We start from the raw sequence: 13859 nt of genomic DNA on the forward strand, positions 1-13859 counted from the left end.
TCTGATGCCGCCGCTAAAAGAATTTTCCCGGACCAAGAATATTCTCCGGGTCGAACTGCTGTTTGATTGCCTGCATCACATTCAAAGCAGGTGCTGGAATCTCAAGCGCCTTGACATCGACACCCGGAGCCATCTGCAGGACCGATACCGTCGATTCCGGATGCAGCATCCCTGAACGGATTCGATGAATAGCCTCTATCACGCTCGCCGACGGACCTCGCATTGCTACAGTGTGTAGCCCATGAGCCTGCGAGACCGACTCGACCTCAAGCGCCGGAGATACCTTTTGAAGCAGACCGGCTGTCTCGCATACCTGCGCTGGCATGGTCGCTATCTTCAGAACGGTTGCATCGGCCTGGAAGAGCGCATCCCGCTCCATATCGCTGGATGCGGGCATCTCTTCCAGGCTTAGCCCTTCGTCAGCTACCATCCGCGAAAGCAATTCTTCCTGGTGAGCTGCGGCATGAGCATCGAGCACGATGCTCATACGGGAGATCTCTGGCTTACACGTTATCTGCAATGTCTGCGCCAGTAGGTGACTCGCGCGAATGGAGGCGAGCAGAGACGAAAACCGCGACGCCTGTGGCGCGGAGACAGAGAATCTCCGCAGGTGATGAGGAAGAGAGTGCAGGCGGAAGTTGATCTCCGTGATGACCGCGAGCGTCCCAAGGCTTCCTGTCAACAGCTTTGCAAGATCGTAGCCTGCGACATTCTTCACCACTTTGCCGCCTGTCCTCGCGATGGTTCCATCCGCAAGCACCAGCGTCATACCAATCACCAGGTCGCGCAGGCCGCCGTAACGCAGGCGCAATGCTCCGGAGTCGTTACTCGCTATGATCCCTCCAACGGTTGCGCGTTCGGGAAACAGCGGGTCCAGACCGACGAACTGGCCATGCATGGCGAGCGCCTGCTGAAGCTTCGACCATGCGCACCCTGCCTGAACCGTACAGGTAAGATCCTGCCAGGGATGTTCGATCACACGATCGAGGCGAGCCAGAGATAGATAGATGTGAGGAGCCGCTCCCCTTCCCCACTGCTGCTTGGTGCCGCCGCCTACCGGGACCACACTCAACCGGCGATCGTTTGCAAAGGCGAGTATCTTCGAAACCTGTTCTACGTCGATTGGAGAAGCAAGAACCGACTCAGCATTTGGGCTGGCTGCGGAAACCGTCTCCCCAAAATGCGCTGTAGCCTCACGGACCCATGACTCCACGAAAGAATGCATCAGAATATCTCCGCGATACCGCTCGCCTCAAGAGGATGCGCCACATAAGCTCCTCTTGACCGCTCACCGCAGAGCCGCGGTGTGGGGAATATCTTCTCGGGGTTTGCCAGGTTCAGCGGATCGAACGCCCGCCGCACCTTCTGCATAGTCTCCAGGTCCGGATCGGCAAACATATAGCTCATGCTGCATTGTTTTTCGCGACCTACGCCATGCTCGCCGGTGATGGAGCCGCCGGCCTCCACGCACACGTCCAGGATGCGCAGCGACAGATCAATTGCCTTTTCTTCTTCACCGAGGTTGTCACGGTTGTAGAGGACGATGGGATGGAGGTTACCGTCGCCGGCATGAAAGACGTTCGTCACCCGCAGCCCCTCTGCAGCTGCCATTGAGTTCAGCTTTTCGAGAACAACCGGAAGCGAAGTGCGTGGAATGACGCCATCCTGAACGATATAGTTTGGCGAAAGCCTTCCAGCAGCAGCAAAGGCAGCCTTGCGTCCCTTCCAGACGAGCAATCGCGCCTTCTCATCGACCGCCAGTCGCGTCTCCGAGGCTCCGTTCTTCCTGCAGATATCGGTCACGGCATCCATCTGCAGATTCACCTCTGCCTCCGGTCCATCCAGTTCGATCAACAGAAGGGCTTCACAGACGGGATAGTTGGGATGAACCGAGACTTCCGCCGCCTCGATGGAAAGGCGGTCCATAATCTCCATAGCTGCGGGCAATTGCCTTGACGCAATCACATCCGAAACCGACTGCGCCGCTGCAGAGATGGAGTCGAACGCTGCAAGAATGACCTGGATCGTCTCCGGGCGCCGCATGATCCTAAGCGTAGCCTCGGTGGCGACCCCCAGGGTCCCTTCGCTTCCAATAAATACGCCGGACAGGTCATAACCAGGCGCATCGAGCGTCTTTCCGCCCATCTTCACCAGATCGCCATTGGGAAGCACGACGGTCATCTCGAGGATATGGGTCACAGTAAAGCCATACTTCAGGCAGTGCGCTCCCCCTGCGTTCTCGGCGATATTCCCGCCGATCGAGCAGACCGTTTGAGAACTTGGATCAGGAGCGTAAAAGTATCCCTGGGCCGCTACCGCCGCAGTCACATTGGAATTGATGACGCCGGGCTGGACCGTAATCTGCTGATTGGGTATATCGATATTAAGGATGCGGTTCATCCGCGAGAGACTGATCACGACGGAGCCTTCCGAAGGAAGAGCGCCGCCGGACAGCCCGGTTCCAGAGCCGCGCGCAACAAATGGAATTCGCTCACGATGACACAGCCGCAGGATCTTCTGGACCTGCTCGGTCGATTCAGGAAGCAGAACAGCCAACGGAGGAGTGCGAAAGGCTGTAAGCCCATCGCACTCGTAGGTCTGCAACTGAGCCGGTGCTGTAATCAGGCTCTTTTCGCCTACGATCTCGCGCAGCTCAGAGATAACGGCTGATGTCAGCAAGGAAGACATAATGCCTCTGCAAAACTGGGTCGCCTGAGCATAGCGCTAGGCAAATACCTCTGTCTTCAGAACCTCGTCGTAGGCAGGCAACGTGAGGAACTCAATGAATCTGTCGCTGCGAATGAGATTCCGCATCAGTGCGGCCGCTCTTTCGTAGGCCGCGTAGCGCTCCGGTTCCACCGAAGGCTTCACTTTTGCCAGTTCCTCATCGATAACCTGATCGCATAAGTCCACCGTTACCTTGCGTCCATCCTGAAGCGCAGCCCCATGATGCACCCACTGCCACAACTGGGCGCGGCTGATCTCTGCGGTCGCAGCATCCTCCATCAGGTTGAAGAGCGGTACGCAGCCGATACCTCTCAGCCAGGCTTCCACATATCCCAGCCCTACAGCAACGTTCTGGCGAAGTCCGGCTTCCGTGATCTCACCCTGTGGAACCTCCAACAGGTCCGCCGCTGTCGCCTCAAAGTCCGAGAGTTTCTTATCGATCTGGTTGGGCTGAGGCATCACACGGTTAAAGACTTCGAGCGCCACCGGAACCAGCCCCGGATGCGCCACCCAAGTTCCGTCGTGGCCATCCACTGCCTCCCGCTCCTTGTCGGCACGTACCTGGCTGAGAGCCTTCTCGTTCGCGACCGGATCGGACTTGATCGGGATATAAGCCGACATCCCCCCCATGGCATGGATCTCGCGGTTGTGGCACGTCTTGATGCACAGCTTCGAGTAGCTACGCATGAAATGGGTCGTCATGGTCACCTGTGATCGATCGGGAAGCACAATGGAGCGATCGCCGGCGAGCTTCTTGATATAGGAGAAGATGTAATCCCAGCGGCCGCAGTTCAGTCCGGCGGAGTGGTCGCGAAGCTCGTAGAGGAACTCGTCCATTTCGAACGTCGCCAGAATCGTCTCGATCAGACAGGTTGCGCGAATACTTCCTTGCGGAACTCCGAGCGTATTTTGCGCTTCCACAAAGATTTCGTTCCACAGACGCGCCTCCAAATGAGACTCCATCTTCGGAAGATAGAAGTAAGGTCCGCTGCCACGCGCCAGCAGTTCCTTTGCGTTATGGAAGAAATACAAACCGAAATCGAAGATAGAGGCAGACATCGGCTCATCGTCCACCAGCACATGCTGTTCCACCATGTGCCAGCCACGGGCGCGGACAAACAGGACCGCGGTCTTTTCGTTCAACTTGTAACTTTTACCGGTCTTCTCGTCTTCAAAGGAGATGACGCGGCGAATGGCATCGCGCAGGTTAATCTGTCCCTCAATCAGATTCTTCCACAACGGTGTTGAGGAATCCTCAAAGTCCGCCATGAAAACATACGATCCCGAGTTGAGCGCGTTGATGATCATCTTCCGATCGACTGGTCCGGTAATCTCGACGCGGCGATCCTGAAGGTCGGCCGGAATGGGTGCGCAGCGCCACTTCCCTTCCCGAATGTGCTTGGTCTCTGCAAGAAAATCCGGCTTCTCTCCCCCATCGAGCCTCGCTTGGCGCGCAACGCGCGCGGCCAGCAGTTCTTTCCTGCGAGCACCGAACTTGCGCTGAAGATTTGCAAGAAACGCCATCGCATCCGGCGAAACGATTTCCGCAAATTCGGACGAGACAGGTGCAATGATCTTGATTCCAGACGGCAGGTTAGACACGATCGAACTCCCGGATTTAAAGATTTGTTCTACTTCGTCACCAAGCTTCACACATACACGTGCAAGCAATTCGCCACATCACCTCTGGTATTACAGTCAGACCATAATCATTAATGGTCGCAACCATCGGAAGTAAGCCCCCGAGCGAAAGACAACTATATGGAAGTGAGGGTAAGGCTGTCCACTATCAGCGTTTTGTTAGGGCGCTGATAAAAAGAGAAGAGGATGAGTCGGGCGGCTTATCCTCTCTCAGCCAGATTTTTACCGCATCACCTTCAAACACGTACCGACATGGCGTGATGGAAGATATTGTTGGGATCGTAGCGCCGCTTCACGCTCTGCAGAAATGGGTAGAGGTCATCAGTTCCATAGTAAAGCTGAGGCCAGAAGTCGTACTGCAGCATATCGGCGTCCGGATAGTTGATATAGCAGCCCTGATACTGATCGCCCCAGAAGGGGGTTCCGGCATGCTTACTTCCTGTTTTTCCGATCGAGTAGAGCTCGGTGTAGAAGTCCCGCATCCACTGCGCATGTCCCTGGTCCTGTGCAGAATCAGTCCAGGTGGAGATGAACTGCAGCTTCAGAATGGAATCACGCTGTGCAGCAGAGGTTTCTTCGTATTTCTCCTTCTTGTTGACAGCGCCCCCAAAGGAGTCTGCGAGCACGGTGCTGCTGGACAGGTCGGCTCCTGGAATCTCGCGGGTGAGGTGCTTATAGAAACAACGAGCCTCTTCAGGAGTGAAGCTCTTCTTCATAAAGGTTGATTTGTACTTGTGACGGTGATTCACGATCGGACCACCCCTGCCGCCTCCGGATCGTCCGCTGTTGGCGTCGATCCAGGCCATCTTGTTCAGGGTGTGTTTGGCCAGACACAGGTTCGTTCCTGACGGGGGTGGTTCAGGGTGATGCTCGGCCATCGCGGGATGGACCGAAAGCTGCGCCACTGGCTTGCACTCATCGAACATCGCGAGGAACTCTTCCACCACTCGGGTGTCGTTGACGGTTCCGTCCGGGTTCGTGAAGTTTACGGACATGCCAAGATGCCCGGAGCTGCGGTGGGAGAGATTGAAGATGGAGAACAGGCCCCAGGTTTCAGGATCTCTGCCACGGGTCTCCCAGTAGTTGCTGAACAGATAGAGGACTCGCTCAAAGCGCTCTTCCGTCATACCATCCCAGCCGAAGCTGACACTGCCTCGCAGGACCTCGGTCGGGGCCTTTGGCAGGGTGTCGAAGTAGAAGTTCGTGATGATGCCGAAGTTTCCTCCGCCGGCACCGCGGCACGCTCGAAGCAGATCGCTGTTCTGCCTTTTGTCGGCGCGAACAATCTTCGCTTTTCCTGCATGGTCAACCGTGACAATATCGACTGCACTCACCCAATCGGGCGTGATTCCATGCAGGCGTGAGAGGAGGCCGTAACCACCACCGGAGATATGTCCGCCAGCGCCGACGGGAGGGCATGTTCCACCAGGGATAGTTACCAGGTCGCGCTTGTAAAGGTCCGGGTAAGCCTGTCCGAGTTTCGTGCCCGCTCCAAGCCGATATTTCGGACCGTGGGGAAGAGGAGCAGTGCCAGAAAGCAGGCTGAGGTCGATGATCGCTCCGCCTGGGTTGTTGTCAACGAAGTCCTCATAGCAATGTCCGCCGGAGCGCACCGTTGGCCGCAGGCCGGCGCGGACGAAACGCTCGAGCACTTCAGCAACATCCTCCGTGCTATCGCAAAGGGCGACTCTGCTTGCGCGATCATGGGCTGTTTCAGGGAAGCGGGCGTTCTGGCCCTGACTCAGATGCTCAAACCGGATATCGTCGGATAAAACGATCTCAATAGACATGACGAGAATTTTCCTCTGGAGGCAAAATACCAGCAGACATCAAAGTCCGTAATGAGGCATTCGCCCTATTGCTCTGATATAGCGAGTGTTGCTGTCCCCACCGACAGCTTCGGCAAAAAGAAGGCGCACTCACTTGAGAGACGAATGAATCTTAGGAATTTCCACTCGATACATCCCCTCCCCATCGATTTCACGCAAAATATTCTAATTATTCGAGTTATATCCAAAATTTCCAACACCATTCAATACCCAAACGCCTGCCTAATCTGCTCCTCTGTCATGCTGGCCTAGGCATTCCGGGAGAAAAACGGATTCCTCTACCCGCTGCACTATGGTCGGGTTGATCACTCCGTTCGAGCAGGCGAATGTGGAGGCGGAGTCTACTCAGGGCGCATCTCGCTTGACACTCCTAAACGCTATTTCGTGGAGGTCGAGGATGTTCTTTTGGCAGAGTTTGCCCTATGATAGCTATCTTCAAAAGAAGTGGGGCCTTGAGCGGCCAGATCACGAGGAGCGCATGGGCTATTCCCATACGTCTACTGACGACCGATTGTGAAAGGACATTTCATGCTGGATCGCTCACTTCCCGGAATCAAAAATCTTGAACACATCGTCGTCCTGATGATGGAGAATCGATCGTTCGATCACATGCTTGGTGCCCTGAAGGCCCAGCATCCACAAATCGATGGCCTGACGGGGAATGAGGCGAATCCCGATTCCACCGGCGCCATGATCAAGGTGACCGATGACGCCGAGTACCAGAGTCAACTCGATCCTGATCCGGACCATCACTTTCCGGCGGTCGATCTGCAGATCTTTGGCGGAGTCACCGAATCCCAGAATCCTGCGCGCCAGCCAAACATGCAGGGGTTCATTAAGAGCTATTACAACCAGCAACGCAATGTGAAGCACTCGCGCAAGATCATGTCCTACTTCACTCCGGACAAACTACCGGTGCTGACGACCCTGGCAACGGAGTTCGCGGTCTTCAATCGCTGGTTTTCATCGATTCCCGGGCCTACACTCTGCAACCGCGCCTTTGCTCATTACGGCACGTCCTTTGGCCAGGTGAGCATGGACATCTTTTACTGGAACAGGAAGTACAAGAGTATCTACGAACGGATGCTGGCCAGCGGACGTACCAGCAAGCTCTATTACTACGACCAGGCAAGCTCCTCCCTCGAGGTGGTAAACCTACTGCAGAACCAACCGGCGCTGTTTGGTACCTTCAAAGATTTTCTACATGCCTGTAGCTCGGGCAAACTGCCAGATTACTGCTTCATCGAGCCGAACTATACGGATCACGAAGACCCGAATGGAGCGGGCGAGCTGCTGGCCAGCGACCAGCATCCGGACCACGATGTCCGCGCAGGCGAGCAGTTTATCGCGAGCGTCTATAACGCCATTCGCAATAATCCCGACCTCTGGCCGAATACAGCTCTGCTGATCGTCTACGACGAGCACGGCGGAATCCACGACCATGTATCTCCGCCAGCGTGTACGCCGGATGGGTTTGTGGCCCAGCCCAGCGCGACGGGAACACCCGATCCCTTTCACTTCGACCGGTTGGGCGTGCGGGTTCCGGCGATACTGGTCTCGCCGTGGATCGCGCGGGGGACGGTAATCAATGAGGTGTTTGAGCATGCCTCCATTCCGGCCACGGTGACTGATTACTTTATCGGGAAATACGACGAGAGATCAGACCGCGAAAAGGCGGCAAATATGTTTCTCGAATCGATCAGCCTGACGAAGATGCGAAGTGACAATGATTGTCCAGCCTTTGCACTCGACTAGAGAGGAGACTTCCGACAATGCTTATACGCGTGGCAGCGCCACCAAAGACAGCTTTCAACCAGGATCGCCCCATCTCGGACCTGATCCGGTCTCAGGTGGAGCATCTGAAGCACGTAGAAGAACGGTTGAGTCGGAAACAGCGTCGCACGATTCCAAAAGGAGAGGTCAAGACTGAAGCCGAGGCAGCCGGATACATCGCGGCGATGACGGCTGTGCTGCAAAGCGGAGTGTGGGCCGGGCAGGTGGAGAAGATCGGTCCCAAAGTGGAGAGCATCCGGAAGCCTTTAAAGAAAGCGGCGAAGAAGAGTGGGAAGAAGGAGGCAACATCAAGCCGCATGCTGGCTCTGGCCGCCAGTGCCAATAAGAAAACGAGCGCTACACAAATAAAAAAGACAGCCAGCCGAACGAAGAAGACGGCGACTGGCCTAACCACAAAGAAGGCCGCTAAAAAGACTGAGCCATCGCGCAGCAGAAAGAAGAGATGATGCGATTCTCCCTTCTTTTTTCTATCGTTTTCCTCTCCGTAAGCGCCTTTGCTCAAGACGAGAGCAGGCTTGCACGTGATTTTCGTGTGGAAGGCGAGGCCCTGAAGAAGTGCGGTCAGTTCAGCTTGGGCAGCATGATGGACTGCGGACAGACCCTGGTGATGGGACAGCCCGTTCACATCGCCGTTGGAAATCTTGCACCGCAAAATGGATTCGGTGCAGGATTGGCATTTGTGGAGCACGCAAACCTGAAGAACGGATGGCGACTGAACTGGAACGCTGACGGTGTCGCAACGCCGAACGGATCATGGCGAGTCGGAGGCTTTATGAAGAGCTATCGTCTCGCTGGCGGTCTTCCACGACCAGTCTATCCAGGACAAGGGTCCGTCAAGGTCCCCAGAGGTCCGCTTTTCGGCTCTGCTCCGGTGCTGAATTTGTACAGCGATACAACATCTCTCAACCGCGTGGACTTTTATGGCCTGGGCCCAAACACCCCACAAGCCAGCCAGACGACGTTCGGGTTCCGCGAGAATATCACCGGAGTAAGCACGACGGTTCCACTGAACGGGTTTCTTCCGCAATTGCACCTTGCGCTGGCCGGGGAGCTGAACGGCAGGTTCCCTTCGGTCCGCAGCGGAAGCGAGAAATCGATTCTTTCGATCGAGCAGCGGTTCACAGAAGCTGATGCGCCGGGGCTGACAAGTCAATCTGTTTACTTTCAGCCGATGGAGGGAATACAGATACAACCTGCGTTATTCGCGGATACTCTTCGGCTGAACTATCGGGTTCAGTTCCAGCAGTTTGTCTCGGCGGGAGATTCGGCATATTCGTTCCGGCGGTGGAAGGGCGACTTCAGTCACGAGATCCCGCTTTATCGGTTGTTCTACGGCAGCCTGGGGAAAGCATACAGCAGAGGACGCGATACCGGTCCGAGCTCGCACAACGGTCCTGATGATTGTTCAGTCTCAAATCCCACTAGCTCTGCACTTCCCTGTCCCCGGGTATCGACCACGCAGAATCTGGAGGGAGCGATCACACTTCGCTTCTTCTTGTCGGAGTCGGTCGCGGGAGCCGGCAGCAGGGTTCCCTTCTACTTCGATCCGACGATCGGAGGCTCGGACATCAATAGCGACTCCATGCTCTCCAGCTATCCGGACTATCGCTTCCGCGGACCAAACATGATGCTGATGCGCGGAAAGATCGAGCATTCCATCGGCAAGCTTCCGATCGGAGCGATGTTCTCGGTCGATGAGGCAAAGATTGCGATGCGACGGGACGATATCTCGTTCGATCATCTGAAGCAGTCGTTTGCTGCTGGCCTGACCGTCCGCGCAGGAGGCCTGCCGGTTTTCTATCTGCTGTTCGCGTGGGGGGGGCCCGAGGGTCACCATACGATTGCGAATCTCAGCCCAACACTGCTGGGAGGGTCATCCCGGCCATCGCTTTTCTAGCTATTTTTTGAAGACGAGATACCCCCAGCGCTCCGGCACGTGCATATTGACAACTCCCTGGGGAGACCATACCCAGTTGTCTTCTTTGGGATTGCCCGGCTTCCACTCCACCCGGCTAAAGTTAATGCGCCAGGTGGTGCCCTCGTGCGGCTGGGGGACAGACTGCCGGGAGGCAAAGGCGGTCCAGGGGATGGCAATCTCCAGCGTCCAGCCTGGGTCGGTATCGGTGGAGTTATTCAGAGTTCCATGAAGGGCGACGGCTGTCTTCAGGCCGTCGAGTTCGAAGCTGTTGTCGGCGTGACCGCCGTAGCGGTAAGGCTTGTCCAAATAAAGGTCCCAGCCGGTATTGAGAGCATTCATCTCGAACTCGAAGTAGCCGTCCTGCTCCGGCAACGGCTTGAGGAAGACCTCGAAGTCGTTGTCATGGAAGATCACGGCATCATGTCGGGTGATCGTCGCCTTGATATCGGGCTCCTGCAGCTCGGCGGCGATATAGAGGTAGTGGTCGTCCCAAAGCATCTTTGCGCGGGTGCGGAAACGGGGCTTCGGTTTGACGACTCCCTCAATATCGACAAAGTCATCGGTCCATTTGGCGTGCTTCCATTCGCGCTTATTCAGGGTTCCGTCGATCACGGCAGGCTCCGTGGCACGGTGAACTTGATAGGCCTTCGGCTTTCCAGCGGGCGGTGCCAGTGGAGCAGGAGCTTTGTGCTGCGCCAGGGCTTCCTGACTGAGAATAGTCGGGGCCAGGAGAACAAGAACGCCGCAGCGGAGAATACCTGAAAGAGGCACGATGACTCCTTGAAGAGAATTCTTTGGCATCAACTCCGAACGCCAAGAGGAACTCACACCTTTATATCCTGCGGTTTGATACATGACGAAGCAGATTGATTGGAATGACTGTCCACACGAATGCAGGAGCGCTAAAATGCTTGCGAATGACAAGTGCAAAGACGAGGTTGCGTGTATCTCAAGCACCACGGTGGTGGAGCTGCCGGCCAAAACTTCGCTGCCTCCGGAGCCTCATGCTATGGACCGCTGGCGGATTCGTGTTGGTTGCGAGCCTTGCTCCGTTGCACGCGCAGGACAGTCAGTTAACCCACGCCGCGCAACTGATGCAAGCAGGCGATTATGCTGGCGCGGAACAGGTCTGGAGGCAACTGGCGAAATCTCATCCTACAAACGCCGTCGTTCACGCCAACCTTGGAGTGGTTCTGGCACAGCAAAATAAATTACCTGCTGCAGTCGCCGAGTACCGCAGATCGCTACAGCTTAAGCCGTATCAACCGGAGGTCCAGTCGAACCTCGGAATTGCGGAGTTCAAGCAAGGGCATTTCGAGAACGCGATCAGCGTTCTGAAACAGGTCGCCAGGCAAAATCCTGGGGATCAGCGGAGTGCGATTCTGATCGGGATGAGCTACTACGGGCTGCGTCAATATCAACGCGCCGCCGAGTTCCTGAGGCCGGCCGTGCAACGCGACCCCTCCAACCTGGAACTGAAAAACGTGCTGGCACAAAGCTGCCTGTGGAGCAGGCAGTATGACTGCGCGATGGCACAGTTCAAAGACATGCTGGCAATCAATCCGGAGTCGGCACAGGCCCATATGTTGATGGCAGAGGCGCTGGATGGGATGGGGAAGACAGATGAGGCAATTGAGGAGCTGGCGGAGACGGCGCGCACCTCTCCGCAGGAGCCGGTACTGCACTTCGAACTGGGGTATCTGTATTACAAGCAGGGAGAGTATGACAAGGCTTCTCCGGAGCTGAAGGCCGAGGTTGCGAATAACCCGGGATATGCGCAGGCATATCTTTACCTGGGGGACATTGCACTCCACAACAACGATAATGAAGTCGCGCAGCAGTATCTGAACAAGACTCTTGAGCTACAACCGGCAAGCCGCCTGGCTCACTTCGACATCGGTTGCGTGTATATGAACCAAGGAAAGAATCAGGAGGCGATTGAGGCATTCCGTCGTGCAATTGAGCTGGACCCTTCGCAACCGGATGCGCATTACAGGCTGGCTCGCGTTTACTCTGCCGTGGGACAAAAGCAGAAAGCCGCGGAAGAACTGACGAAGACAAAACAGCTTCACCAGAAGACCGATGACAGCCTGATCGAAAAGATCTCCGGAGGCAGTGCAAGGCAGCAGTAGCAGAATGTCGCACGACCAGCAGGCGGGAGACGATGAAGAACAATAAGGCCTCAACAATATCCCGTCGCAGCTTTCTTTGGATGGGCGCTGCGTCCACCATCAGCCTGGCGCAAGGCGTGGCTACCAGAAACGTGAAGCCGGTTCCCCGCGGCAAGCCATCGGGGATTCCATTTGACGCCCGATTTACCGATGTCGCGGCTCAGGCCGGACTTACTCTCCCCGTTATATACGGAGGGCTGGAGCACAAGAATTACATCCTGGAGACGGTGGGATGTGGGGTCGCGTTTTTTGATTATGACAATGACGGCTGGCTTGACGTATTTGTCCTTTCCGGAAAGCGGCTGTCAGATGGCGCATCGGATTCGGGCAATCGGCTGTACAAAAATAATCGCGATGGGACGTTTACAGATGTCACCGAAAAGGCAGGCCTGACCCATCATGGATGGGCCAGCGGGGTGACTGTCGGCGACTACAACAACGATGGCTTCGAGGATATCTTTGTCACCTGTTACGGGCAGAACATTCTTTACCACAACAATGGCGACGGCACCTTTACGGATGTAACTGCGAAGGCAGGCCTTCTGTACGGAGGTGCGCCCAGGTGGGGTTCGGGATGCACATTCGTCGACTACGACCGGGATGGACACCTGGATCTGTTCGTCTCCAACTATGTTGATCTGCATATGGATCGGATTCCAAAGCCCGGCGCCAATCCATACTGCAACTTCAAGGGAGTGGCTGTTAACTGCGGACCGCGAGGGCTTCCCATGCCGCGAAACTATCTCTATCGCAATCAGGGAGACGGCACCTTTCGCGATGTGACGCAGGAGATGGGGGTTGCAAAAGCGCAGCGCACCTATTCGATGACTGCTGTCGCTGCGGACCTGGACGAGGATGGCTGGACGGACATTTACGTCGCCTCCGACTCCACTCCGAGCCTGCTTCTGCTCAATCGACATCGGCTTCCATTCAGCGAAGAGGGAGCAGAACGAGGTGTTGCCTTCAGCGCCGATGGAGCCGAGCAAGCAGGGATGGGCGTTGCTATTGGCGACTATAACCTGGACGGTCACCTCGACATCTTCAAGACGCACTTCTCCGACGACACCAACGTGCTTTACAGGAACGACGGCAAGGGGGAGTTTACCGATGTCACGCTTGCGAGCGGGTTCGGTGTAGAGACACGTTACACATGCTGGGGCACGGGATTTGCCGACTTCGATAACAATGGATGGCCCGACCTTGCAGTAGTCACGGGTTCTGTCTACCCAGAGGTAGAAAGGGCACTCCCGAACTACCCACTCAAGACTCCACGGTTCATCTTTAGGAATCTTGGCAATGGGAAGTTCGAGGAGCTGATCGATGAAGCTGGCCCTGGAATAGCGGCATCACACTGCAGCCGGGGATGCGCGTTTGGCGACTTCGACAATGATGGCGATGTCGATATGATTGTCGTAAATCTGAACGAGCCACCATCGCTGTTGCGAAACGATCTAAAGAACAATCTGAGATGGCTGAAGGTCCTTCTGATAGGGACAACGTCCAATCGGAGCGCCATCGGCTCACGGGTGATAGCGAAATATGGCGGCAAGACGCAGGCTCAGGCCGTGCTAGGGCAATCCAGTTTTTACTCCGTCAATGACCGGCGGCTGCACTTTGGAGTAGGTGAAAACACTCACGCAGACCTGGAAGTCCATTGGACCAATGGTCTGGTCGAACGATTCACCGGCATTGAGACGAACCAGTTAGTGACGATTACCGAGGGAAAAGGCATCGAGACGTCGGCGCTCGGTTCAACGGCAAAATAAATCAGGGATGCCG

General features: G+C 55.9%; 10 protein-coding genes. 5 read left to right on the forward strand and 5 right to left on the reverse strand.

Going from position 1 to position 13859, the window contains the following annotated elements; all coding sequences use genetic code 11:
* Window positions 1-13: 13 nt before the first annotated feature.
* The 4 genes from GWR55_RS06335 to GWR55_RS06350 form a co-directional block, all read right to left on the reverse strand.
* Window positions 14-1225, reverse strand: a complete 1212-nt coding sequence (locus GWR55_RS06335; protein ID WP_162401509.1) for an FAD-binding oxidoreductase — start codon at window positions 1223-1225, stop codon at window positions 14-16.
* Window positions 1225-2688 carry an FAD-linked oxidase C-terminal domain-containing protein gene (locus GWR55_RS06340; RefSeq protein ID WP_162401510.1) on the reverse strand — a complete coding sequence of 488 codons (1464 nt, stop codon included), beginning with the start codon at window positions 2686-2688 and terminating at the stop codon, window positions 1225-1227. Before GWR55_RS06340 ends, GWR55_RS06335 begins: the two co-directional genes overlap by 1 nt.
* 36 nt (window positions 2689-2724) lie before the next feature.
* Window positions 2725-4329 carry a malate synthase A gene (aceB, locus tag GWR55_RS06345; RefSeq protein ID WP_162401511.1) on the reverse strand — a complete coding sequence of 535 codons (1605 nt, stop codon included), beginning with the start codon at window positions 4327-4329 and terminating at the stop codon, window positions 2725-2727.
* Between the two features lie 275 nt (window positions 4330-4604).
* Window positions 4605-6158 (reverse strand): FAD-binding oxidoreductase, encoded by a 1554-nt coding sequence (locus GWR55_RS06350; protein WP_162401512.1) that lies wholly within the window; start codon window positions 6156-6158, stop codon window positions 4605-4607.
* A gap of 567 nt (window positions 6159-6725) precedes the next feature.
* Between GWR55_RS06350 and GWR55_RS06355 the strand changes: the two genes are divergently transcribed.
* Genes GWR55_RS06355 through GWR55_RS06365 form a run of 3 tightly spaced genes read left to right on the forward strand, consistent with a single transcriptional unit; the run spans window position 6726 to window position 9888 of the window.
* Window positions 6726-7952, forward strand: a complete 1227-nt coding sequence (locus GWR55_RS06355) for an alkaline phosphatase family protein (RefSeq protein ID WP_162401513.1) — start codon at window positions 6726-6728, stop codon at window positions 7950-7952.
* Window positions 7953-7969: 17 nt separating this feature from the next.
* Window positions 7970-8437 carry a hypothetical protein gene (locus GWR55_RS06360; RefSeq protein WP_162401514.1) on the forward strand — a complete coding sequence of 156 codons (468 nt, stop codon included), beginning with the start codon at window positions 7970-7972 and terminating at the stop codon, window positions 8435-8437.
* Window positions 8434-9888 (forward strand): hypothetical protein, encoded by a 1455-nt coding sequence (locus tag GWR55_RS06365; protein WP_162401515.1) that lies wholly within the window; start codon window positions 8434-8436, stop codon window positions 9886-9888. Before GWR55_RS06360 ends, GWR55_RS06365 begins: the two co-directional genes overlap by 4 nt.
* Here the strand turns inward: GWR55_RS06365 and GWR55_RS06370 are convergent, their stop codons facing one another.
* The gene (locus tag GWR55_RS06370) at window positions 9889-10710 is read right to left on the reverse strand and encodes a carbohydrate-binding family 9-like protein (RefSeq protein WP_162401516.1); all 822 of its coding nucleotides are present in this window, start codon (window positions 10708-10710) and stop codon (window positions 9889-9891) included.
* A 203-nt stretch (window positions 10711-10913) separates the two neighbouring features.
* Between GWR55_RS06370 and GWR55_RS06375 the strand changes: the two genes are divergently transcribed.
* Together GWR55_RS06375 and GWR55_RS06380 are read left to right on the forward strand one after the other, a co-directional pair.
* On the forward strand, window positions 10914-12041 hold the full coding sequence (locus GWR55_RS06375) for a tetratricopeptide repeat protein (RefSeq protein WP_238398683.1): 1128 nt from the start codon (window positions 10914-10916) through the stop codon (window positions 12039-12041).
* 32 nt (window positions 12042-12073) lie between these two features.
* Entirely contained in the window at window positions 12074-13846 is a 1773-nt protein-coding gene (locus tag GWR55_RS06380; RefSeq protein WP_162401518.1) for a CRTAC1 family protein, read from the forward strand.
* Window positions 13847-13859 lie beyond the last annotated feature (13 nt).

It is taken from the genome of Edaphobacter sp. 12200R-103, from assembly GCF_010093025.1.
GTDB lineage: Bacteria > Acidobacteriota > Terriglobia > Terriglobales > Acidobacteriaceae > Edaphobacter.

What these genes read in the sequence shown, in the direction of transcription:
- GWR55_RS06350 (WP_162401512.1), bottom strand. Translation starts at nt 6,158, where the DNA reads ATGTCTATTGAGATCGTTTTATCCGACGATATCCGGTTTGAGCATCTG.
- GWR55_RS06335 (WP_162401509.1), bottom strand. Translation starts at nt 1,225, where the DNA reads ATGCATTCTTTCGTGGAGTCATGGGTCCGTGAGGCTACAGCGCATTTT.
- GWR55_RS06375 (WP_238398683.1), top strand. Translation starts at nt 10,914, where the DNA reads ATGCTATGGACCGCTGGCGGATTCGTGTTGGTTGCGAGCCTTGCTCCG.
- GWR55_RS06380 (WP_162401518.1), top strand. Translation starts at nt 12,074, where the DNA reads ATGAAGAACAATAAGGCCTCAACAATATCCCGTCGCAGCTTTCTTTGG.
- GWR55_RS06365 (WP_162401515.1), top strand. Translation starts at nt 8,434, where the DNA reads ATGATGCGATTCTCCCTTCTTTTTTCTATCGTTTTCCTCTCCGTAAGC.
- GWR55_RS06370 (WP_162401516.1), bottom strand. Translation starts at nt 10,710, where the DNA reads ATGCCAAAGAATTCTCTTCAAGGAGTCATCGTGCCTCTTTCAGGTATT.
- GWR55_RS06340 (WP_162401510.1), bottom strand. Translation starts at nt 2,688, where the DNA reads ATGTCTTCCTTGCTGACATCAGCCGTTATCTCTGAGCTGCGCGAGATC.
- GWR55_RS06360 (WP_162401514.1), top strand. Translation starts at nt 7,970, where the DNA reads ATGCTTATACGCGTGGCAGCGCCACCAAAGACAGCTTTCAACCAGGAT.
- GWR55_RS06355 (WP_162401513.1), top strand. Translation starts at nt 6,726, where the DNA reads ATGCTGGATCGCTCACTTCCCGGAATCAAAAATCTTGAACACATCGTC.